The following is a 22,534-nucleotide window of genomic DNA, read 5'->3' on the forward strand; positions in this document are numbered from 1 at the left end:
GCACCACCGACCGGACCTGCCCGGTCAACCGGGCGGTGCGCCGCTGATACCGCTCCAGCACACCGGGCACCTGCTCACGAAACGTGCTGCGACAGTCGATTGTTGGGCACACGAGCCGACGAACCCGCACCCGCACCACCACCGGGCGGCCATCCAGCGGCACGTCCGTCACCGTCCGCTGCTGATAGCCGTGAACCCATGCGGATTCGGCCCCGCAACCCGGACATTCGGCTGGACCGCCGGCCGTTCTCGCCCGCACCGAGACCCGCATGCCCTCATCGACCACTTCCTCCACCACCAGCGGTGAACAACCCCGAAAACACCACAGCAGCAGCCACATTCACCTCGCACACCACGACATCGTGCCGTCACGGCAGCGTCACCACCGAAAGTGGGACAGAGCCGAAAGTTGGGACAGAGCCCCATTTTCGGTGGTAGCGCGGTGGCGGGTAGAACTACCGGTTCGTGGGTGTTGTCAATGTTACTGTGGGCGTGGTGTTTTCGGGATTGTCGCCGTTGATCGTCGAGGATGCGGTGGTGGAGTCGGGTCGGGTCGTGGTTCGGGCGAGGACTCCGGATTCTGCCACCGCCTGCCCTGGCTGCGGCGCGTGGTCGACCAGTGTCCACGGGTATCACGATCGGACGGTGACCGACCTGCCGTTGGACGGCCGACCAGTGGTCGTCCGTGTGCGTGTCCGCCGTCTGCAGTGTCCGACCCCGTCGTGCCGGAAAACCTTCCGTGAGCAGGTTCCCGGTGTCCTGGAACGCTATCAACGACGCACCACACGCCTGACCTCTCAGCTGCGTGCGGTCGTGCGGGAACTGGCTGGACGAGCAAGCATCCGACTGTTGCGAGCATTGTCGATTCGCCTCTCCCGTCATACCGCCATCCGGACGCTGCTTCAGATCCCGCTGCCGCAACGCCGGGTGCCCAGTGTCGTGAGCCTCGACGATTTCGCTTTGCGCCGCCGTCACCGCTACGGCACCGTCATCATCGATGCCGTCACCCACCAGCGCATCGACGTGCTGCCCGACCGCAGGTCGGAGCCTGTCGCGGCGTGGCTCAACGCCCATCCCGGTATCGACGTCGTCGTGCGCGACGGCTCCACCACCTACGCCGAGGCCATCCGCCGCGCCGAGCCCGGTGCGATGCAGGCCTCGGATCGATGGCACTTATGGCATGGACTCGCCCAAGCCGTGGAGAGGGTGGTCGTAGCCCACAGCGGCTGCTGGTCGACCGTGGCACCGAAATATCGACAGGTCAAAGGCGGGACCACCACACTGCAGCGCTGGCATGCGGTGCACGATCTACTCGATCGGGGAGTCGGGCTGCTCGACTGTGCACGCCGGCTGAACCTCTCGCTCAACACCGTCAAACGCTACGCCCGCGCGCCCGAACCCGACCGTCTGCGCCGCCCACCGCAATACCGGCCCTGCCTGGTCGACCCCCTACCGTGACCATCTGCGCGCCCGCCGCGCCGCCGACCCCGGGGTCCCGGTCCTGCAACTATTCGACGAGATCAAAGCCCTCGGCTACACCGGAGGACTCAACCTGCTCTACCGCTACATCAACCAGGGTCGCCTCACCAGCGACCGCATCACCCTCTCACCCAAACGCGTCGCCAGCTGGATTCTGACCCGGCCCGCCGACCTGCCCGACACTCGACGCGCCCACCTCGAAGAGATCACCGCTGCGTGCCTGGAGATGACCGCGCTCACCGACCTGGTTCGCGAGTTCGCCCAGCTCATGACCGAACGCCGCGGCAGCCACCTCGACAGCTGGATCAAGCAGGTCCGCGAAGCCGGCCTGACCGAACTCCACCCGTTCCTCACCGGCCTCGACCAGGACCACGCCGCCGCGATCGCCGGGTTGACCCTGCCCTACAGCAACGGACCCATCGAAGGCGTCAACGCCAAAACCAAGCTGATCAAACGCCAAATGTACGGTCGCGCTAGCTTTCCGCTGCTCCGGCACAGGATCCTCCTCGGATAAGCCCGGGAGCCGCTACCACCGAAAATGGGACAGAGCCGAAAATATGGGACAGAGCCGTTGGCTGGACAGATCCGCGCAAACGAGGCGCTGGCCCAGTTGCAACTCTGGGTTGACCGGACGGAGCATCCCCACCTTGCCGCCGAGGTATCAATCCCTTATCCGCTCCTACGCCGAATGGCATATCATTCGCCGCGCCCGCCGCCGCGCAGCGCGTGTCCCATTCAGTCATTACGCAGATCGATCGAACCGCCAGCGGATCCGCACCGTCATCAACTTCCTGCTTTGGCTCGATAACACCGGGACCTCCGTCAGCGGACTCACCCAACACCACGTCGACGCCTACTTCGACACCGCCCCCACCAATCCCGCCGCTCTTTGCACCTTCTTCTCATGGATGCAAGAACGCCGCCTGGTCACCGGCATCCAGACCAATCGGCCCAAAGATAGCCTTCCGCAGCGGTTTCAGGATCAAGACGACCATGCTGAGCAGCTTCGTCGCTGCCTGACCGACGATTCGCTGCCGCTGGAGGCTCGGGTCGCCGGCGCCTTGGTGAGGCTCTACGCGCTGCCAACGGTCCGCATCGTCGCACTCACTACGGACCGATTCCGCCGCGACGACACCTTCGCTTACCTGGTAATTGACGAGAACGCTGTCGTTCTTCCGCCCTCACTGGCCAAGCTCATCGAAGAGCTGGTGCAGAAGACAACCACCGCCACAATGATCCGGAGCGCAAAGGCTGGGAATCCGGCTTACCTGTTTCCCGGCAGACCTCCAAGCCGCCCTCGCAACACCCAGTCCTTCGGGGCACTCATGAAACGGCACGGACTACCCGTCCTTTCTGCACGAAATACGGCGATGATCGCCAATATCATAAATCTCGAAGCCGTCGTGGTCGGCGATCTCTTCGGTGTCGCCCCACAGACAGCACACAAGTGGGCTCAATTCGCCAAAACCAGCTGGGCCGCCTACCTCGCTGCGCAGTCAGACATCAGCGCGCCGCTCCCAGCCAGCGAGGAAAACAGCTGACCACAACCTGCACGCGCACCATTCGACACTACGACCGGTCGGTAGTATCGAGTTGGTTAACGATCAGCAATGCTCAAGTTCGCGAGAGGACCGGCGATGGCGACGAGGCGGGAGTGACGAGGCTGCCACACTACGCGGCCATGCTTGCAATGGTCGACGCTCTCCCTAGCGACGATTCTGAATGGAACTACGAAATAAAATTCGACGCATCAGAGCAATCGGCTATGTCGATAAGACCTACGGTTAATATCACGCAATAACAAGAACATCACTGCGGCCTGGCCCGAACTCGGCGACATCGCACCCGGAAATCCTCCGTTTGTCGTCGATGGTGAGATAGTCGCATTCGACGCATTCGGCCGATCCTCCTTCGAGCTGCTGCAACCACGGATGCACCAGCGCAACATCGGCACGATCCGTTCCTTGGTGAAATCGGTCCCCGCCACCTACATGATTTTCGATTTGCTTCACATCGGTGACCGTTCGCTGATCGATCTGCCCTATCGGCAGCGGCGGAATCTGCTGGAACAGCTCGGCCTCCGAGGCCCGCACTGGCAAGTCCCGCCACGACTGCACGGCACCGGCGCCGAGATGCTCGCCGAGTCGAAACGCATTGGCCTCGAGGGCATCGTCTGCAAACGCCTCGACAGCCCTTACTTGCCCGGTCGACGCAGTGCCCTATGGACCAAGGTCAAAAACGTCCGTGACCAAGAGGTGGTAATCGTCGGCTGGCGACCGGGAACTGGCCGCCGCGCAGGCAATATCGGCTCGCTCCTGATGGCCGTGCACGACTCCCACGGCAAACTTACCTACATCGGCAACGTCGGCACCGGCTTCACCCGGGGGATGCTCGTTGAGCTTCGGGCCAGACTTCAACCGCTGCAACGCAAAACACCGGCCGTCGACGTCGACGTGAAAGATGCCATCTGGCTAGAACCACAGGTCGTGGGCGAAGTTTCGTTCACCGAATGGACCAGCGACGGGCGACTCCGACACCCCACCTGGCGAGGGCTCAGACCCGACAAATCGCCCAGTGAAGTCACCCGCGAGCCACAACCCTGAGATGACACTCTCCCAAGAAACCTGACGAGACTCCGGAGGGAATAGCGCAGGGATCGAATACCTACCCTCCACCGGTTTTCATCGGCGCGCTACGGCATCCGAGCTGGCGCGGGTTGCGCGTTGAGATCGATCCCTCCGGGGTGCGGCTACCGACTCGAGATGTGCCCTTTCCCCAGGCTTGAAGCTGTCATGGCTGGTGAGGTCAGGCGTTGGCGTAGCCACCGGCATTCCACACCAACCAGCGGAACTGCTGCGGGGCGAATGCCTGGCGAGCCGGAACACCCGAGGCCGGAGAATGCGGCCAGAACGCTACACCGCACCGACGACAGTATAAACCGGCCTGCCACACCGCATGCGCGGTGCGACGCCCCCGAACGATGCGGCCGTTACGGCGAATGCGGCACACCGCAACAGTGAGCAGCGCAGCGCAAGGCGCCGCCAACCCCCCGAGGAACATGACCATCGCCAGGGCCGCAACCCAGTGCGATACCCCCGGCACGGGATGCGCGATCCCATCGATCGCCGGAACGATCCCTGGCATCGCTGGAACTAGCAGTACCAGTGCGAAGAAGGTCAGCCACCCAGCGGGGGTGCGGGCGGGCTCGCGGGCCAAGCTGTGGGCGAGTGCTGTGGTGTGGGTGCGGTCGACAGTGGCAGTGCCGAACACCGGCACCAGGCCAGTCGAGGCGACTCCCACACCGGAATAAACGCTTGCCCCGAAGCTGGTCGACACACCATCGGCATGCAGAGCGGGCACACTCTGCACCCAGTCGAGTTGCTGGCAGTGCGGACAGGTCAGATCGGTCGGCGATTTTGCGCAGTCACGGGTTGAGTCCCGTCGCTCTACACTTCGGTCGGCCTCTCGACAACACACTGTTCTGGTGACAGCGTCCGCCGCGTCGGCACCAGCGCCTGTAGCCTTCGCTCGCAACCACTTTCACCCGCTCGCGGCCGAGGATCGGTTACCGCGACCATTCTTCGATGGCCGGTATCGCGGCGGCGACGCGGTTGGAGTCGGTTGCCGCCTGCGGACGGCGGCGGGGTCGCCGGGCATATGTTTTTGAGAGTAGTTCACGCCTTGCTTGCCGCAGCCGATCGACCACGCCTACCCTCGTCATCCCGGAGGCGTACCGGCCACCGTCGCGAGACGGTGGGTTGGCACGGCAGCCTTCTATTCCTGGCCCTTGATGACAAGGCGGCATCATCGGGCAGAGCGCGGCCCTTTCGTCGGCTGCATCGTGTAGAGGGGCGGCCGAAAGTTGTCGGGTCGGCTGCGGGCTAGGTGCTCGCGCAGCGCTGCTGTCGCCGCCGGATGGGTCGCGTCGGTGAGTTCGATGACGCGCCGTACTGTGAGAGCATCAACGCCTCGCGCGTCAGCGTGGGCACAATAGCCGTCGATGATGGCGAGCGTTTTCGCATCAGGCATCCGCGGTGGGGAGCGGTGTACCAACCGATTGCGCTCGACATCGATGTCGCTGTATCCGCGGCGCTCACGCAGCAAGTGTTCGATCTCTTCGAGAGTCGATGTCCGCGTGAGGAGGGCTGCCAGCGACGACTCGGCAAGGGCGGCGGCGGCGGCGATTCTGTACACCCGCGTAGTGGCCTCGGTGACGTCTACGACAGCACCGCGTTGGGTTTCGACACAGCCACGCCAGCCGGAGGCAGCCACTGCCAGCAGCGCATTGGCCTCCGATGGATGCCACGACCAGATGTTGGCGATTCCTTCTGCATCCTCAGGTATCAGGTTGACGAATTCCTCGGCATCCAGGGCGATCAACCGAGCTTCGAGCTCCGCAGGGGACAGTTCGCCGTCAACGCCGATACCTGCCACGAGTACCTGAGTCGGCAGCCCGGTGGAAATCGCGGCGGCCAAGGCGACGGAATCGGCGAGTGGACTCCGTAGATTTGACTCAGTTCCTGTGGCGAGGATGTCACCACCGGTGTCGATCACCACGAGCTCATCGGCTCCGAAAAGTGCTGCCGCGCAGCGAATCTGGTGCGCGAGTCCCGTCACCCCAGCCTCGATGTCCATCAGGAGCAGCGGCCGCCCGATATGCTTGGCAAGACGCGGAAGTGTCGATTCGCCGTCGGCGCGTAGAACCGCCGTGGATGGTACCTCGGAGACTCCGTCCCGATCGATCAACCCGTCGAAGTCGGCCCGGTTTCTGGGACCGGGGGCGGGGTCGATCATCAGCCGGTCCCACGAGAAACTCATGATGGCGGCGACCCGCAGAGTTGTCATCTTGTCGGCGAGCAGCGCCGCCGTAACTGCGTCGCCGCCTCCGCCAGCTGCGATTGCTACTGTCGTCATCGTCGTGCGCCAATCAATCCGACTCCTATATTGGCCAGTGGTGTATAACGTTCGGCGCGAAGCGCCCGCAGATCGCAGAAATTTTGCGGGACCATATCATTCGTGGTGACCCGCCGCCCAGTGCAGACGTTCCTTCCGAGCATGCGCTGCCTCCCAATCGGCTTGGCCCGGCCCTCTGAGAGCCGAAGCGGTAAACGCCTTCGCCGAACTCGCGCCACGGACCGGATCGCCGAGTTGGCTGCGCTGTTGGATCTCCGGCCTCGGCCCAGTGGCCTTCTTCGACTACGCGGGTTTCGGCTTCCCCGATGACCAGGGCGGCGCATCCGCGCACCCGGGGGTCGGTGAGGATCGGTGTCGGCATCGCCTTGGCTTGGTGGCCGCCGAGCATGAGGAGTATATCGGATCCAGCCCTGCGGTGATGGTCGCGGACATCGAGTAGGTCGGCGCGAGTAAGTTGAACCCGACTCAGCGCGGCCGCGCAATTGTTCCTCCGACGTGGTGGGCGGCGTAGGTGGCGATGTAGCCCCCATGCCGAGCACGGGCAGTGTGCAGCTCAGCGCGGCGTTCTCCGCGCCCATTCTGCGCGCGGCCGCCCGCGCTTACCTCACGCACGGACAGCAGTAGAACACGCCGCTGGCGGCCGATCTGGTCAACGCGCTGCAGGCCATCGACCGCGTCGGGGCATCCACAGCGCAGATTCGCGGTCGCCGACTACACCAATGACTCTCCCTATATACAACTACTCCCACATCGCCGATAAAGCCGCCGCGCGGCGGCTCAATCCCGACCGGCAGTGGCCGGGGATCGCGCCTTCAAGGCCGCATGGGAGGACATGGTCGGAGACCGGGGGGCAGTGCATGGGCACTCCTCCACGCCGGGCTCGGCGAACGGTCCACAGAAACGGACCGGTAGCAACACCAGGACCGCGTTACGGCCGACTCAACCAGGACTGTCTCAATTCAGCGGCCAGTCGCTCGCCGACCGAAAGGATGAACTGTCGACTAATTCAATGGCAGCGCGCAGCAGCACCCTCGAGGCTTTCGCTGCGGTGAGAGGTCTCTGACCCGTCGACGGTTCATATCGCGTCGAGGTCGCCGATCGGGCAGGGTTGTCGATGAGGACGAGCCGGGGCACGGGCATAGCCGAGCCTCCACCGGTCCGGCGCCCAGCAGCCGCCGCAGCCCAGTGCCTATCGCTTCACCACGACTGAGCCTGCGGCGTGTCGACCGGTGTCGGAACCTCACGCTCGCAGGAACCCACCTCGACCCAGCACACTGCCACGCCGATGTGTATGTCGAGCGGCGGTGAAGGAGCTCCGTCCACGCGGAGGATGATCGGCCCTACCTACTACGTAGGTACTGTCCGGAAGAAATTCGTTGTTTGCTGATGTGGATTGTCCACCCGTACGACGACGATAAGGAGTATCGGCGGGCGCAGGTGCCGGCGTGGAGCGTTTTACCGTGCGGTTGATGTCTGTCAGCGACGAGGGCCACCCCTACTGTGCACAACGACATGGAGCCGATTCGGGCAACGACGCTCAGTGGGCCGCGGTCATCAACTGGATTCGTAGATGACTGCACTACTACCTCTTGCCTACGGGTACTTGCGCGATGGCCTGATCGAGGTTGCTGATGGCGAAGGTGATTTGGGTGAAAACACATTGCGGGCCGCTGACCGCTCGCTCGGCTACGAGTTGGGTACCGTGTTCCATGAACCGCCACCGGACACCGGATTGCTTCGACCAGCGTTCGTCGATCTGATCCAGGAATGCCGCCGCGCCGCAGCGCACGCGGTGATCACACTGTCCGGGCATCTGTCGAACATGTCGGTGTCCCGGATGGTCCTGCGGGCGGCCCTGCAAGTGCGCGCCGACGCGGTCGTCCACGAAATCGGGTATTGAGTCTCCGGGCCAGTCGCCTTGAGACTCAATCGCGGGGCGCCTGGACGCGGTTCGATATACAAAGCCGACAAACAATTATCCGTAGCCTCACGGTTGCCACAGGCAAGGAACCGCGATCGGGTTGCACCGCGACGAGCCAACCCTGTGCTACGGAGACGAGATCTCATGCTATTTCGTCAGTCCGAGCAGCGCGGCGGTTAGGCCGTAGTCGGGGCCGAAGTCGTGCATGTTTCCGGTGCGGCAACCGTCGGCCTTCATCTGTACCCGCTCGCAGAACAGACTGACAATCTCACCGTTGAGGGCGGTAGGGATGATGACATGAACTCGCGCCCAGCTATTTTCGCGATCGATGAGGTTGTCGATGTTCCCGAACACCAGGGCTGCGAGGTCGGCGACTTCGGTGAGACCGGAGGCGTTGTCGCGAAGCTGGCGGGTGACGTTCGTGAGTCCGGTCAACGTCCCCGCGAGCTGGTCCTGGTACTGCCCGAGGGTGCTGGAGGTATTGGCGAGGAAGGTAGTGAGCTGGTCGAGTGTCGCCTGCAGACCGGGGGATTGCTCGGCGAACAGGCCGGACATCTGGGTCATGCGGTTGCTGAAATCATGGACTGCTTGGTCGTTCTCGGTGAGAATGGCGGTGAGTTCGTTGAGCCTGAGGATGATGTTCGAGATCGCGTCCTTGTTGTCGACCCCGACTTTCAGCGCGGCCGACAGCGCTTCGAGGGTGTCGCGGATCTTCGCGCCGTTGCCCTCGAGCATGGGGTAGAGCACCCGGCCCGACATCGGGCCGTGCCCCTGGGCGTCTTCCTGCGGTTTCAGCGCCGCCGCGAACTGATCGATGGTCTTGATCATGGTGTCGAGTTCGACGGGGGTCTTGGTCCGCGACTTCGGTAGGTGTGCGCCGTCTGAGAGGGTCTCGCCCTGTGTGTAGGCTGGGGTGAGTTCGATGTGACGATCGGTGACGATGGACGGCGAGATAAGCGCCGCCACCGCGTCTTTCGGAATCTTCACGCGAGACTCGATCGACAGGTGGACCTCGATGAGCGTGTCTTTCGGTGTAACCTTCTCGACCTTGCCGACCTCGAGTCCGAGGACGGTGACGGGGTTGCCTTCGTAGATACCGGCGATGTTGTCGAAATCAGCGGTGATCCGCGTGGTATCCCTCAACGCGTCGTTCGCCGCGTTCGGCAACAGCGAGCAGCCGCCCACCGTAAGTGCCATCGTGCTGATCGCGAGTGCCTTGACCCGCCTGAACTTGTTCGCCGAACTGAACTTCAGCACGGAGATGCCTCACTGTCTTGCCTGACACTTCATCCCTCCGGGAGGAAGATACTGGATGGAAGGGGTCAATTACGGAGCTCTTGCGTGATCCCGCTGGGGCAATCAGCGATGCGGATCCAGGACTGTGGCGCGGTGCCAAGAATCCCGCCAGCGGTGACAGTGGGTGATCGACCGTCGGGCGACGATTTCTTGCGCCTTCATTCTATTGAGCGCGCTGACTAGCGGATCTCTGTAAACCCCCGCCCATCGGGGCGCCGATCATGCCGCCGTGGACAGTTGGTGCGACGTCAACTTCAGTGGCCTCGGCTTGGACTCCGAGGAAAGAGATTTTAGCACCAGCTTGTCGCTGGCTCTGATCGTCCCGCCCATGGTGATCGGGGTTCTCGAATGTCCGGTCGATGGATCATCGGCACGTTCATGACGCTGACGCGTCTACACTGCGAGAAAAGTCCTTTCGGCCTCTCGCTGGACACATCGCTCCAATCGCAACCAATGTCCGGTACGGCGAGCACCATATCGCCGACCGTCGCGCCATCGGCGTTTAGTATGCGAGTGCCTGCGGAAGTCGACCGCCTCGCCATGCCAGTCCGCGGCGCGGAGTTCCGCCCAATCCGAAGTTTCTGCTCACCCACCCTTTCCTTTCATCCAGCCTGTCATTAAAGCGTCCCGCGAAACCGCCCACCCGAGCACTTGCATGCGGCGGTTTCAGTGAGTACAGATCTGTGCAAGTCGGCGTGACTTGAATCTGATTCGCATCACCGAAGCGCCGACAGACGGGGTCAGTCCGGTTCCGAGTATTGGCGGTATGTATGACCGGGCATCTCGCCTCTCTATACCTACCGACTTCATTCAATATCATGCGCAGGTAGGACAGTGCTGCGCATCCGTCCACCTGGCACAGATACGTACGTGGAGCAAACTTGAGGTAGCGCAGGTCAGGATCTACCGCCGCACCAAATCATCTATGCGCGTCGAAGTCGGTCAATCGATGGCGTCGCTTCGGTGAGGTCGGACTTGAGGACCGGTCCTCGGTACCCCACCGGCAGCCGGGCGCGACCGAGGTAGCGGTCGTCGCCCGGATCGAGCGGTCGCGCCGGGACAACAAGAGGTCGGTACGGCGGATCGCGTTCGAACTCCAAGCCGCCGGGGTCGACATCGCGGTGCGAACGGTGACCAGGCAGTCGGCGCGGGCTCCGAGCAGGCCGAGACCGTCGCCCGCGCCAAGGTGTGCGCGCCTCGCACGGGCTATGTCTTCCTACATTCCGCAGTCGATGGCTTATCCCGGCTGGCGTATACCGAAGCTTGGGCGTTTCGTGTTTCGGGCGTGAGCGTCCTTCGCGGTCACGGCATCGACCACCTTTACAGTATCGTCACCGACAACCGAGCCTGCTACAAGGCCTGTGACTTCGCGAAAGTTCTCCACGGGACCGCCACCAGCGGATACATCCCTACACACCCCGCCGACGTGAACGGCAAGAGCGAGGCCTGGGAGACCGTCGCGGCCCAGTCCGACGGTCGGGAACGGCGGACCCCGCCGATCGCCTTGGCCAGCAGCTCGTCGGTCAACTGCTCGACCCCGCCGTCACGGTCCACCGCGCAGGATTGGCCCATCTCCACATACCGGGCGCACGGTCTTGCGGTCGGTGCCCGACAACCGGGCCACCTCCCGCAGCCCACGACCCTGCAGCCACAGCCGCAGCATCTCCCTGATCTCGATCACCGAAACCTCCCGGTAGCTCATCCGCTAATGCAGCGGCCGAGCGACCGAGAACCCCCAGCTGCCACGCCGGGGTGGTCCCATAACTGGCAAAACCTGCCGGTCAAGTGGTCCCATCACTAGCTAACAGGACGGTCCCATGCTGCTGGCTAAACCAGCTCCGAGGTGGTTCCTTCCTCCTGGCAGCCGACAGCTGGGGCAGCCGCGCGACGCGATGTCGCACGTTGCGAGTGGTCGCGGGGGTGATAGCAGAAGCGTCCCTGTCCACCCAGGGGCGACGGGCGAGGGGAAGGTCGCACGGGTGAACGGAAGGAATCTTCGTATGCCTCGTTATCAGCAGCTCTGGCGGTGGCGATCTCAATGTCTGCAAAAGTTGACTATTGTCGATGAACTTCGACAGTAGTTAGTTTATGTTATCATCTTTAAGTGCCATCGGTCCAACAGAACGAGTACAAGATTCGGCGTCGATATGAGCGCGCTCCTCGTCGTGGCGAGGAAAGACGAACCGCGTTATTGAAAGCGCTTGAACAACTCCTGGAAAAAGAAGCTCTCGCGCAGATTGGCATTGCAGACATCGCGAAAGCCGCTGGCGTGACTCGGTCGGCCTTCTACTTCTACTTCCCCACAAAGGCCGCAGCTGTCGCCGCGCTTCTTGAGGGGATTTATGAGGAGTTGCTGGAAGGTTCGGGTACGTGGCATATGGTTGATGGGTCCGCCCGCCATGCCCTCCGGGCGGGGTTCGAAGCAGTCATTTCGTATTGCGAGCAAAATATCAATCTCATGGCGGCAACCTGGGATGCTGTCGGCAGCGATCGGGAAGTTCGCGAACTCTGGGAGGGATGGATGGAGGAGTTGGTCAAGCGGGTTGGAGCCAAGATCTCCGACGAACGAACTGCCGGCCGCGCTCCTGCTGGTACAGATGCCAACGTGATAGCTGAGGCCCTCGTCTTCATGAACGAACGCATTTTGGAGCGCGAGGTTCGAGCACGCGCGGGCGGCGGTGAGCCAACTCCGGGGCTTAGTGACGCGATATTCGAAATATGGGATCGGACAATCTATGGCATTGAATGAGCGCGGCACAAACGGCCTTTAGCCTCAATGCCAGTGATTCAAAGATGGGTGAGCTGGTCTTTGTCCTGACTTGGGTGTCCCTATGGTTTTCGTCAAGCGATGATGGACTCGGGGATTCGGTCGAGCTGTTTGGTTTTGAGCGTGGCGTAGAGGACGTCGCAGCGGCGGCGGGGCGGGCAGATGACGGCCGCGTTGTGTTTCTTTCCTTCGTCGCGGTGGGGTCGGCCCGGAGCACCCTGCCGACACCACCGCTCGGCCCGAATTTCCTCACCCGAAGCACCGGCGGCGGCCAACTCGGTCGGCGATGGACCGATTGCAGTCCGCAGCGTTCGAACTGGTCGTCGAGGGCGAGTCCTACCGGCAGCGGCAGAAACCCCGCCGAAGCCGCACGTCCGGCCCAGCCGACGGTTCGGATTGACCGGCGGCCCGGTCGTCGGTCACCATCAGCACACGGCCCGCGACCGGGCACACCCCGGTCCCATGCTCATGGCTAACCAGTGGTCCCTTAGTACTCCAGCTGCACTTCGTGATGTAATCGGTGTCGTCGCTGGTAGTGGGCATTCTTCGCCCGGTATTGATGGCGTCGGCGCCAGGTCGACCATCGCTGTATGGCGGCGAGGGCTGGGCGGTGGGTGATCAGGTGTGCCAGAAGACGTCGGATTTCTCCGAGAGTGAGCGGGATGAGGCCGCTGCCAATGCTTTTGGGGCGATAGCGGCTGTGACGGCGAGGTAGGTGTGGGCGAGCATGGCCAGGGTGATGTGCCGGTACCAGGCGTCGTAGTGGCGGACCTGGTAGTGGTCGAGCCCGACCTCGGTTTTCGCGGTCTGGAAGCAGTCCTCTACGGCCCACCGTGATCCGGCGACGCGGATCAGTTCCTCGTCGGTGGTGCCCGTGGGTGCACAGCACAGGTAGTAGACGGTCTCCAGTTCGCCCTTGTTGTTCGGGGTCAGGGCTCGACGGGCCAGCAGCCAACGGCTCCAGCCCGCGGCGGTGGTCCACTCGTAGACCGGCAGAGAGGCCACCGCCCAGTCGAACATCCGTGGTCCTTTCGCTCCGGCACCGCAGCTACGGCGTTTCCACGCTTGCGAGGGCGCTTGCTCGACCAGGTGATCGGCGCGTGTGCAGCCCGCGGTGACCGGGATGGTCTGACTACGCGGGACAGCCACGACATACCCGATCCGGCGTTCGTCGAGCCAGGCCCGGAACTTGCCATCGCCGCCGTAGGCCTCGTCAGCGGTAACCCACCGGGCCGGCACTCCCGCATCCAGAGCTCTGGCCAGCATGTTCTTCGCCAGCGTCGCCTTGGTCGCGAATACGACGTCATCGGGCACGCTCGCCTCCCGGCACCGCTGCCGATCCTCGGTCCACGACTTGGGCAGATACAACTCCCGATCGATCAGCGTGCGCCCCCTGCTGCCGGTATAAGCGCAGAACACGCCCAGCTGACAATTCTCGATCCGACCCGCTGTCCCGGAGTATTGCCGTTGCACCCCAGTAGATTTGGTTCCCTTCTTCAAGAAACCGGTCTCGTCCACAACCAGCACCCCGTCCGGGTCCCCAAGGTGCTCGATGGCGTAACCGCGCACGTCATCACGCACCCCATCCGCATCCCACGCCGCCGCATGCAGCAGCCGCTGCATCCCATCCGGCGTGCGCTCACCAGCAGCTTCCGCCAGCGTCCACCCGTTCTTCCCCGCCAGCGGAGCCAGCAACCCCCGCACATACAACCGAGCCCGCAACCGCGGCTCCGCCCGCAAAAACCGGCCCGCGACCCGCCCGAACAACTCATCCAACCCAGCCACCCACGCAGCCAGATCCTCATCCACCGACACGCCGAAACAGGCTACCCCACAACACATCACGAAGTGCAGCTGGAGTACTAAGCGGGCTCCGGGCTTTTAGAACGGAGCGGATCGGAGGACCGGCACCGTGCTCCGTCTCGACCCTACTCGAACCGGTCTCCTACGGGTTCCGCCCGAAGCGGCATGCCCGGGACGCGATCGCCGATATCCACTACTACGGCACCCGCGGCTACCGCTGGGTGTCCGGCGGTGCGAGCAGTTCGTGGAGCAACCGCTGCGCAAGTACGGCGGGAGTATCGGTTTCGAGCTCGGTGAGGGGCGGCAACTCGACGCCGGTCACCTTGCTCAGGTTGTCGTGCAGTGCGATTGCGGTGAGGGAGTCCAAGCCGATATCCAGGAAGCTGTGATCGGCCGCCACGGCGTTGGGGTTGTGGTATCCGAGCAGACCGGCAGCTCGGGTCACAACCAGGTCCTCGACAAGTTGCGCCTGCTCCGCGGTGCCGAGCCGCGCGAAATGCTCGCGGAACGCGGTGGACGCCGCGACGAGTGCGGTCTCGTCGGCGGACGCGATATCGGCCCACTGTGGTCGCGACTCGTCGAGTTGCCCGGCGACCGCGAGCTGTACGGCCCGGTCATGCCAGTATCGACGGTGCTCGAACGGATAAGTCGGCAGGTCGATCTGTCGTGCTCCGGCACCGTCGAAGAACTTCGTCCAGTCGACGGGCAGCCCGCGGACATATCCGCGGGCCAACGAGCCCGTGAACTGGTCGAAACCGCCCTGGCTGCGGCGGATCGTCCCGATGGGCAGCGCCGCATCCGAGACCGTCGCTGCGATGGCGGCGGTGAGCGCTGGATGGGGTCCGGCTTCGACGAAGTAGCTGGAGCCCGCCGCGGCGAGAGCTTCGACGGTCGCGGCGAACTGCACGGGCTGCCGCAGGTTGTCGTACCAATAGCTGGCGTCGGCTTCGGGGCCGTCCATCGGCTTTCCGGTGACCGTGGAGTACCAGTTGATCTGCGCGGGCTTGGGGGTGAGTCCGGACAGGTCTACCAATAGTCGTTCGCGGATGGGTTCCACATGTGCCGAATGCGAGGCAAATCCGATCCGGACGAGATGAGCGGGCACTCGCGCATCGCGGTATTGCGTCATCAACGCCGTGATGGAGTCGGCGTCTCCGGACAAAACGGTGGTCCGCGGACTGTTGTAGCCTGCGATGCTCACGTCGTCGATTCCGCGGATCCGTTGCGACACTTCCGCAGCGGGTGACTCTACCGACAGCATCCGGCCGTCGAGATCGGCGCACAGCGCGGCGCGACAGACGATGACGCGGGCGGCATCGCGCAGCGAAAGCACGCCCGCGACGTGCGCGGCGGCGATCTCGCCGAAGGAATGTCCGACCACCGCGTCGGGGACGACGCCGTATTCCTGCCACAGCCGGGCCAGCGACACCGTCACCGCGAACAGCACCGGCTGGACCACTTCCGGTCGGCGCAGGGCCGATTCGTCGGCTGCGGCAGCCGACACCGACCAATCGACGAATTCGCCCAAGGCCGACTCGCACTCGGCCATCGAGGCGGCGAAGACCGGCGACGAATCGAGCAGCGCCGACGCCATACCGGCCCACTGCGCACCGTGTCCGGGAAACACGAACACGGTCCTCCCCCGCAGGTCGGCGCGGCCGGTCACCGCATAGCCCGACGTTCCCGCCGCCAGCGCCGCCAGGTCCGCACGGTGGTCGGCTCTGAACACGACCGCCCGGTGCTCCAGCTGTGCGCGAGTGCCGGCCAGTGAATAACCGACGTCGGCGGGGGCGGTGCCACCGTCGAGTATCGAGACGAGTCGCCCCGCTTGCTGCGCTAGAGCCGTGGTCGTCTTGGCCGAGAAGGCCAGCGGTGTCACGAGCGGCGAGCAGGCTGCGGGACGCGCGACCGCTGAGCGCTTGCCGAAGACAAGCGCCGCGCTCCTTGGGGGGGTGGCTTCGGCAGCTTCGTCGTGCGGCGGGGCCTGTTCGAGGATGACGTGGGCATTGGTGCCACTGATCCCGAATGCGGAGACTCCCGCGCGCCGAGGCCGTGGGTGTTGCGGCCACGGTGTGGCGTCGGTGGCAAGGCGAACAGTGTCCGAGGTCCAGTCCACATACGGGGAGGGCTCGTCCACGTGCAGAGTCCGGGGGACCAATCCATGCTCTATGGCCAGCAGCGTCTTGATGGTCCCGAGAACGCCTGCGGCGGCCTGGGTGTGGCCGATGTTGGACTTGACCGAGCCGAGCAGGAGCGGCACGGCGCGGTCGCGTCCGTAGGTGGCCAGAAGTGCATTCGCCTCGATCGGATCGCCGAGTCTAGTCCCGGTACCATGGGCCTCGACGGCATCGACGTCGGACGGCGTCAGCCCGGCATCGGCCAGCGCCCGTTGGATGAGCCGTTGTTGGGCCAGGCCGTTGGGCGCGGTCAGTCCGTTGGACGTGCCGTCGGAGTTGATGGCCGTCCCGCGGATCACTCCAACGATGCGACGGCCTGCCCGGCGCGCGTCGGACAGCCGCTCGAGCACCAGAACCCCCACGCCTTCGCCCCAGCCGGTCCCGTCGGCAGCGGCCGCGAAGGGCTTGCACCGGCCGTCGGCCGCGAGTCCGTTCTGCCGGGCGAATTCGGCGAAGGTCACCGGTGTGGACAGGACCGTCGCACCGCCAACGATCGCCAGTGAGCACTCCCCGTACCGCAGCGTCCGAACGGCGAGGTGGAGGGCCACCAGCGACGACGAGCACGCCGTGTCAACGGTGATGGCAGGACCGTGCAGCCCGAGCACATAGGAGATCCGCCCGGACGCGACGCCTGCGGCGTTGCCGGTCATGGCGGAGGCGTCGCCGGCGGAGACGGCCTGGTAGGTGCGCGGGACGTAATCGGAGGCCATGACACCGACGAACACACCGGTTTCGCTGTCCCGCAACGACATCGGGTCTATCCTGGCGTGTTCCAATGCTTCCCAGGTGGTTTCCAGCAGCAGCCGCTGTTGGGGGTCCATGGCGACCGCTTCCCGCGGCGAGATGCCGAAGAAGGCCGGATCGAACGAAGCGGCGTCGAGGAAGCCGCCGCGCCGCGCGTAACCAGCCTTGGGGTCGACCGCCCAACCTCGGTCGGAGGGGAAGTCGCCGATCGTGTCACGGCCAGCCACGAGCAGCTCCCAGAACTCGTCGGGGGACCCGATGTCCCCAGGCAACCGGCATCCCATACCGACGACGACCACCGGGTCGTCATCAGTGTGTCGCAGCCGGACCGGCGCGGTCGGGTCCGGCTCATCTGCGGTGTCGCCCACGACGACGCGCTCGTCGATGTCGCGGGCGACCGAATTCGGGGTAGGCAGATCGTAGGCGATGGTCGTCGGCAGGTCGAGGCCGGTGGCCTCGACCAAGGCGGCACGCAGTCGCACTGCCGTTGCCGATGTCAGGCCATAGTCGGTGAATACTTGGTCCGGCTCGATCGGCTCGGCCGCGTCGAGCAGGCCGCGAACGGTTTCGCGCACCAAATCCAGCGAACGCTGTAGGCGCCGTGCCTGCGGCAACAGTCGAAGCTCTTGGACCCATGCCGATTCCGCGCGCGAACCGCGGCTGGAATATCCCTCGTCGCGCAGCGGAACCCCACCAAGCATCGCGACGAGGCTGCTGCGGGCGATTTTCCCGGATGGTGTGCACGGCATCTCGTCGAGCACGACCAACTCAAGCGGGACCTTGTGATCCGCCACACCTTTTGCGGCAAGATGTTCGGTTGCGTCCCGCAAGGTGACCACACTGCCAGGCCGAAGGGTGACGACCAGGCACGGATACTCGCCGAGTCGATCGTCGGGGCGCCCGACGACGGCGACTCGGTCCAGGCCCGGTATGTCGTCCAGCAGCGTCTCGACCTCCACGGCGCTGAATTTCACGCCGCCGACATTGATCACCTCCGCGTCGCGGCCGTGGAAGGTGACCATGCCGCCGTTGTCGACGCTAGCCAGGTCGCCGGTCCGCAGCCAGCCGTCCGCCGTGAACGTGTCGCGGGCGAGCTGCGGATCCTCGAAATACTCCGTGAAACGGAAGGGGCTGCGGAATTGCAGCTGGCCGGGTTCGCCGGGACGGCAGGGGCGACCGTCGTCTGCGACCACCCGCACCTCGGCACCGGAAATCGGTCGCCCGACAGTGCCCATGGCCCGCTCTGGAGGATCCTCCGGCCGTGTGAACAGGCCCGCACCCACTTCGGACATGCCCCATTGCACGATCACCCTGGCACCCATCGTCGCTTCGACGTTCGCCACCAGCGTGGCGGGAACGGCAGCGCCGCTGGCTCGTATCTCCCGCAGCCGAATTCCGTCGAGGTCGGGCCGCGACACTACATCGCGGATTTGAGCAGGCACCGCGAACAGCACCGTCGCCTCCGACGACCGTGCCAGTCGAAGGAACTCCGCGACGTCCCAGCCTGCGAGCAACGCCTGACGGCCACGGGTCACCACGCTGAGGTGTACCGACAGCAGGCCGAACAGATGCGTGAAGGGACTTGCGCTCACGATCGCGTCGTCGCCGTTGGCCCGCGCGTCCGCGGCGACAGCGATCGCATTCGACATCAGGCTGCGGTGGGTGTGCACACAGATCTTCGGGCGCAGCGAGGTCGTGCCCGACGACGGGACGAGGACGAACGGGTCGTCCGGGTCCACCCGCTCCGGCGATGGAGCCGTTCCGGCCCAACGCCGTACCAGGTCGGCCACCGACCACACCCCGTCGGCCGCATCATCGATACCCCCCGTCTGGGCGAGGTTACCGACCACAAGTATCCGCTTCAGAGCTGGCGTGTGTGGGAGAATCTTCCGCACGGAATCGTGGCCGCGTTCGGCCGAGAGAACCACCGTGCCCGCGCGGGTGCGGGCCAGCATCGAGCGCAGTTCGTGCGGCCCGAGGCCGGTGTGCAATGGGAGCATCACCGCACCGATTGCGGCGACGGCGATGTGAACGGTCAGGAACTCCCAGCAGTTGGGCAGATGCACCGCCACGAGATCGCCCTTGCCGATTCCGAGTTCCTGCAGTGCGCGAGCAAGCGCGGCGGACTCGGCGCGCCACTGCTCCCAAGACCGGTGATCGCCATCGGCGAAGATCGCGGGCTCCGCGGTGCAGGCGTCTGCGGCGGCAGTAAACAGGGCAGGAAGTGTCGGATGCATGAGGTGTCCTCCCGATGGTCGTCAGCTATGGGGGTCGATCGACTATGAAGTCGGGGACCATCCGCCTTCGGGGACGTTCATCGTGAATGCGCCTGCGCCGAAACTTAACCCGAACGCCATGATCAGCCCCTGTCCTGGTGCGCGCCGGACCGGCTCGGCCAGCATCAGCGGGACCGAGCACCCGAGGGTGTTGCCGTGGTCGCGCAGTACCCGATAGGACGAGGCGACCTTGTCGCTCCGCGGGTCGACCCCGAACTCCCGGCACAGTGTGTTGAGGATTCGGACACTGCCGGTGTGCATCAACAGTGTCGAGGCGTCCGCAGGAGTGGTCAGGTGGCAGGATTGATCCTTGAGCGTCATGCGCACGGTCTCCTTGGCGTAGAAGCCCCCGCGCGGCGTCACCAGATTGCTTAGCGTGTACATCCGACGCGCTCCCCGCTGTATCGGGTTGTCCGAACCACCGTCGGGAACGGTGCCGAGTTCGGCATCTGCTGGTTGTTCGTTGGTCAGACTCGCCACCGGCCCGAACGAGGGTCCGTTCCCCTCGGCCCCGAGCACCATCGCGACGGCCGCATCGGCGAAGAGGAAGCCGTGCAGCGCATCGACACATTCCTGACGCTCGTCGACAGCGAGTTCTTCGAAGTGCCGATGGAAGCCTGTAATCGGCGGGGTCAGCGGAGTGACCGCCTCGGCGAAGCAGACCAGGACCAGCTTGTCCGGGTTGCACGCCAGATACCACCGGGCCGGGTCGACGGCCTTGGACAGCGCCGAACAGCCCATGTATTCGATGCTGAGATTCTGTGTGGTCCTCGACAGTTCGGGCATACGTACGAACATGTCGCACACCAGACTCGGCATGAGCCTGCCCGGCGTGCTCGTCAACCCGAGCACCAACCCGATCTTCTCCACCGGGATATCGGCCTTGGCGATGCACTTGCGGGCGGCCCTGACGGCGAGATCGGCTACAGCGATGCCGAGTTCGGGCTCGGCGTCGCCGAAGAGCACGTCGGGATAATTGGCCAGGATCGAGTGACGCTTGTCGATCCCGAGGCTGCGCGCCATCTCCTCAAGTCGGTCCGACAAGTGTCCCTGGCCCGCCTCCAGCAGTTCTTCGGTAGAATGCTCCCAACGGGGAAGCTCTGTGGCAATTCCGAGCAGGCGGGGCTCGGGCGCGGTGTGGGACATGCTGCGATACCTAATTCTGTTATTAGAAACTTCTTGGAGAGTGTGGTTTTCGACAGCCGCGTACACGCACCGATAATTTTGGAATCGTTGTGGGGCAACAATAAACGACATCCGTTTTTCGATAGTCGATGGCCTAGGCGACCACGCACTTGGAATTAATCCATCGTCGTCCTGAATAGTGTCAAATCAGCGGTGCTACTGCACCTGGCATCGAACCTTCATTCGGCCACAAGGTCTGGCCCGACAATGAGCCAGACTCACCGTGATGATGACTGAAGATACAGTCGTCTGCAAGTTGAGCGCAAGCCCCTTCCCGACACCGGGAAGGCGGTCGGCTTTGTCCGCATGGAGTGCAGACTCATCTGCTTGCGGCGAGTGCGCGACCTATCGCACCGGCATCGTAGGGATTTTCCCAGTGCTCGATGATTCTGCCGCCATGGAAGCGCCACAGCCCACAGAAGGGCATGGCGATATCGTGGGTATTGATCGTGGCGCGCAATACGCCGAGAACAGCTCCGAAGTGATCGTTGGCGACGATGTCCTGCACATCCATGACGCGGGTGTAGCCGGTCAGGCGGTTGAAGGTCTCCACATGATCGATCACCGCCTCCATGCCCACTACCGGATCAAGGCTACGGTCGGCAGGGTGCAGGACAATGTCGTCGGCCGCGCGGTGCCGTAGCGAAGTCGCATCGGTGTAGATCTCCTGCAATACATCGACATTAGGATGATTCATGCTCCGGGCCTTCCATGAGGAACTCGACTACGGCGGATATGGCGGATATGGCGCTGATAAATGTACCGCTCCGACAGGGACTCTGCCAGGCATTCGGCTCCGTCGCGGATTCGGCGGTGGGAGTCGGTGGGGTGCGAGAGCGTGCGGTGCGAGAGCGAGACTATTCGACGGATTACAGTCGTGGCATTGAGCCCCCCGTCAGGCTCCAGAGACCCGCGCATGCACCACTGCAATTTGCAAGGTACTAGCGGAGAGCATATGATTCGCGGACACCGATCGAGCAGTCAAATATCACTGATCGGCGGCGATCCCGGCGGCGAGACGGACTAGGTGCCCCATGATCACTCAACCTTCCCACGCGACCACTACGGGCTCGGGTACCGGTCTGTATTGGCTGGATGCCAGCAGATTGGCCCGGATCATCGACTACGTCGAGTCGCAGTCGACTCCCGAATTGCTATCGGCCGTGCTAGGCGTCGACAACTCCGCCGCAGCGGAGGCATCCCGATTCCTGTTGCGACACTGTAGCTTTGACCACGTCGGAATCCTCCTCTTTCCAACCGATATCAGCGAGATGCCGAAAACCCTGATACGGAACGGTTTCGAATTGGAAGACACCATGGCCAGCACAATCGTGCAACGCCGGGTATGCGATCGATACGGAATTAGACCAGCCGACCTCCGAATCCACATCCACCATTTCACCCGACCGGCATCGGGCGCGCAACGGCCGATGCGAACCGAGATATTCTTCCCCAGCCACGACAGCACCCCATCGGCCATCGGGCGCATGATGCGAGCCGACGAGCGCAAGCACAATCGGGAGGCCCATTTCGCCTTCCGGGTCGACGGTGACGACGAGGCGTTCGCGATGCTGTGGCGGTTCCTCACCGGCCCCGGCGCAATGCGCCCGGACGGGGGCGGCTACAACCCGAACCACGAGGGCGGCGGCTGTTCGACTTTCTACTTCGCCTCTGACTCGGTCTCATTCAGCCCCTGGCCGCGCCGGCTGGAGCTTATCCGCGCCGGCTACCACCCGCCCAGCGAACATGTGGATCCGCAAAGGATCTCGACATGATTGAGATCGCAGGTAACCGGTCGGGGGCGCGGCTGTGCGGAGGCTCAAGTTTTCGCTAGCTGGTGAATGATGTTGTGGTGTCCGATGGTCCGCGCCCTCCATATGACAGTCAGCTGCTCGGGTGGAGCGGCAGACGGCGATGATGAAGCAACAGGCCGCCCGGATAGGCCGGACATCGATCCGAAGCGACAGCCGGG

14 protein-coding genes and 4 pseudogenes are annotated in these 22,534 nt (G+C 64.1%); 8 read left to right on the top strand and 10 right to left on the bottom strand.

The features are described from left to right. The coding region (locus ACIA5H_RS35820; protein WP_397080567.1) for a transposase family protein at positions 1 to 340 on the bottom strand (340 nt) is incomplete at its 3' end. A gap of 155 nt (positions 341 to 495) precedes the next feature. On the opposite strand from ACIA5H_RS35820, the pseudogene ACIA5H_RS35825 reads away from it, so the two are divergent. The 3 genes and pseudogenes from ACIA5H_RS35825 to ACIA5H_RS35835 all read left to right on the top strand — a co-directional run bounded on the left by ACIA5H_RS35825 (position 496) and on the right by ACIA5H_RS35835 (position 4,082). Continuing rightward, positions 496 to 1,993: pseudogene (locus ACIA5H_RS35825) on the top strand (ISL3 family transposase). 133 nt (positions 1,994 to 2,126) lie between these two features. Beyond that, positions 2,127 to 3,020 (top strand): hypothetical protein, encoded by an 894-nt coding sequence (locus ACIA5H_RS35830; RefSeq protein WP_397080569.1) that lies wholly within the window; start codon positions 2,127 to 2,129, stop codon positions 3,018 to 3,020. A 297-nt stretch (positions 3,021 to 3,317) separates the two neighbouring features. Further along, a complete protein-coding gene (locus tag ACIA5H_RS35835) occupies positions 3,318 to 4,082 on the top strand; it encodes an ATP-dependent DNA ligase (RefSeq protein ID WP_397080595.1) in 765 nt (254 codons plus the stop codon). 202 nt (positions 4,083 to 4,284) lie between these two features. Here the strand turns inward: ACIA5H_RS35835 and ACIA5H_RS35840 are convergent, their stop codons facing one another. Both ACIA5H_RS35840 and ACIA5H_RS35845 read right to left on the bottom strand, forming a co-directional pair. Continuing rightward, positions 4,285 to 4,839: a hypothetical protein gene (locus ACIA5H_RS35840; RefSeq protein WP_397080571.1), complete on the bottom strand. Its 555-nt coding sequence runs from the start codon at positions 4,837 to 4,839 to the stop codon at positions 4,285 to 4,287. A gap of 444 nt (positions 4,840 to 5,283) precedes the next feature. Next, positions 5,284 to 6,393, bottom strand: coding sequence for a DUF1152 domain-containing protein (locus ACIA5H_RS35845; protein ID WP_397080573.1), 1,110 nt, complete (start codon positions 6,391 to 6,393; stop codon positions 5,284 to 5,286). Positions 6,394 to 7,963: 1,570 nt separating this feature from the next. Here ACIA5H_RS35845 and ACIA5H_RS35850 point away from each other — a divergent pair. Continuing rightward, positions 7,964 to 8,293, top strand: a complete 330-nt coding sequence (locus tag ACIA5H_RS35850; protein ID WP_364439736.1) for a hypothetical protein — start codon at positions 7,964 to 7,966, stop codon at positions 8,291 to 8,293. 168 nt (positions 8,294 to 8,461) lie between these two features. Here the strand turns inward: ACIA5H_RS35850 and ACIA5H_RS35855 are convergent, their stop codons facing one another. Next, positions 8,462 to 9,511, bottom strand: a complete 1,050-nt coding sequence (locus ACIA5H_RS35855; RefSeq protein ID WP_397080597.1) for an MlaD family protein — start codon at positions 9,509 to 9,511, stop codon at positions 8,462 to 8,464. Between the two features lie 1,025 nt (positions 9,512 to 10,536). On the opposite strand from ACIA5H_RS35855, the pseudogene ACIA5H_RS35860 reads away from it, so the two are divergent. Continuing rightward, positions 10,537 to 11,053 (top strand): annotated as a pseudogene (locus ACIA5H_RS35860) (IS481 family transposase); the annotation flags it as partial. A gap of 100 nt (positions 11,054 to 11,153) precedes the next feature. Here ACIA5H_RS35860 and ACIA5H_RS35865 read toward each other — a convergent pair. Next, positions 11,154 to 11,312: a hypothetical protein gene (locus ACIA5H_RS35865; protein WP_397080575.1), complete on the bottom strand. Its 159-nt coding sequence runs from the start codon at positions 11,310 to 11,312 to the stop codon at positions 11,154 to 11,156. Between the two features lie 402 nt (positions 11,313 to 11,714). Here ACIA5H_RS35865 and ACIA5H_RS35870 point away from each other — a divergent pair, with 402 nt between their 5' ends. Beyond that, positions 11,715 to 12,359: a TetR/AcrR family transcriptional regulator gene (locus ACIA5H_RS35870; protein WP_364439733.1), complete on the top strand. Its 645-nt coding sequence runs from the start codon at positions 11,715 to 11,717 to the stop codon at positions 12,357 to 12,359. A gap of 92 nt (positions 12,360 to 12,451) precedes the next feature. Here ACIA5H_RS35870 and ACIA5H_RS35875 read toward each other — a convergent pair. Together ACIA5H_RS35875 and ACIA5H_RS35880 are read right to left on the bottom strand one after the other, a co-directional pair. Beyond that, a pseudogene (locus ACIA5H_RS35875) lies at positions 12,452 to 12,574 on the bottom strand (IS110 family transposase); the annotation flags it as partial. A 421-nt stretch (positions 12,575 to 12,995) separates the two neighbouring features. Then, complete coding sequence (locus ACIA5H_RS35880; RefSeq protein ID WP_397080599.1) at positions 12,996 to 14,186, bottom strand: IS701 family transposase; 1,191 nt, start codon at positions 14,184 to 14,186, stop codon at positions 12,996 to 12,998. A 116-nt stretch (positions 14,187 to 14,302) separates the two neighbouring features. Between ACIA5H_RS35880 and ACIA5H_RS35885 the strand changes: the two are divergent. Next, positions 14,303 to 14,404 (top strand): annotated as a pseudogene (locus tag ACIA5H_RS35885) (maturase); the annotation flags it as partial. Here the strand turns inward: ACIA5H_RS35885 and ACIA5H_RS35890 are convergent. The 3 genes from ACIA5H_RS35890 to ACIA5H_RS35900 form a co-directional block, all read right to left on the bottom strand. Continuing rightward, entirely contained in the window at positions 14,392 to 19,338 is a 4,947-nt protein-coding gene (locus ACIA5H_RS35890) for a beta-ketoacyl synthase N-terminal-like domain-containing protein (RefSeq protein ID WP_397080578.1), read from the bottom strand. The pseudogene ACIA5H_RS35885 and the gene ACIA5H_RS35890 overlap by 13 nt on opposite strands. Positions 19,339 to 19,380: 42 nt before the next feature. Then, positions 19,381 to 20,523 carry a 3-oxoacyl-[acyl-carrier-protein] synthase III C-terminal domain-containing protein gene (locus tag ACIA5H_RS35895; protein WP_364438642.1) on the bottom strand — a complete coding sequence of 381 codons (1,143 nt, stop codon included), beginning with the start codon at positions 20,521 to 20,523 and terminating at the stop codon, positions 19,381 to 19,383. Between the two features lie 358 nt (positions 20,524 to 20,881). After that, a complete protein-coding gene (locus ACIA5H_RS35900; protein ID WP_364438639.1) occupies positions 20,882 to 21,259 on the bottom strand; it encodes a nuclear transport factor 2 family protein in 378 nt (125 codons plus the stop codon). 337 nt (positions 21,260 to 21,596) lie between these two features. On the opposite strand from ACIA5H_RS35900, the gene ACIA5H_RS35905 reads away from it, so the two are divergent. Beyond that, positions 21,597 to 22,337 (top strand): hypothetical protein, encoded by a 741-nt coding sequence (locus ACIA5H_RS35905; protein ID WP_397080580.1) that lies wholly within the window; start codon positions 21,597 to 21,599, stop codon positions 22,335 to 22,337. Positions 22,338 to 22,534: the final 197 nt, after the last annotated feature.

This window comes from Nocardia sp. NPDC051900, from assembly GCF_044452545.1.
Classification (GTDB): Bacteria; Actinomycetota; Actinomycetes; order Mycobacteriales; family Mycobacteriaceae; genus Nocardia; species Nocardia sichangensis.

Coding starts and splice junctions, on each gene's coding strand:
- ACIA5H_RS35855 (WP_397080597.1), bottom strand. CDS start 9,511: ATGGCACTTACGGTGGGCGGCTGCTCGCTGTTGCCGAACGCGGCGAAC.
- ACIA5H_RS35845 (WP_397080573.1), bottom strand. CDS start 6,393: ATGACGACAGTAGCAATCGCAGCTGGCGGAGGCGGCGACGCAGTTACG.
- ACIA5H_RS35900 (WP_364438639.1), bottom strand. CDS start 21,259: ATGAATCATCCTAATGTCGATGTATTGCAGGAGATCTACACCGATGCG.
- ACIA5H_RS35850 (WP_364439736.1), top strand. CDS start 7,964: ATGACTGCACTACTACCTCTTGCCTACGGGTACTTGCGCGATGGCCTG.
- ACIA5H_RS35895 (WP_364438642.1), bottom strand. CDS start 20,523: ATGTCCCACACCGCGCCCGAGCCCCGCCTGCTCGGAATTGCCACAGAG.
- ACIA5H_RS35905 (WP_397080580.1), top strand. CDS start 21,597: ATGATCACTCAACCTTCCCACGCGACCACTACGGGCTCGGGTACCGGT.
- ACIA5H_RS35890 (WP_397080578.1), bottom strand. CDS start 19,338: ATGCATCCGACACTTCCTGCCCTGTTTACTGCCGCCGCAGACGCCTGC.
- ACIA5H_RS35865 (WP_397080575.1), bottom strand. CDS start 11,312: ATGAGCTACCGGGAGGTTTCGGTGATCGAGATCAGGGAGATGCTGCGG.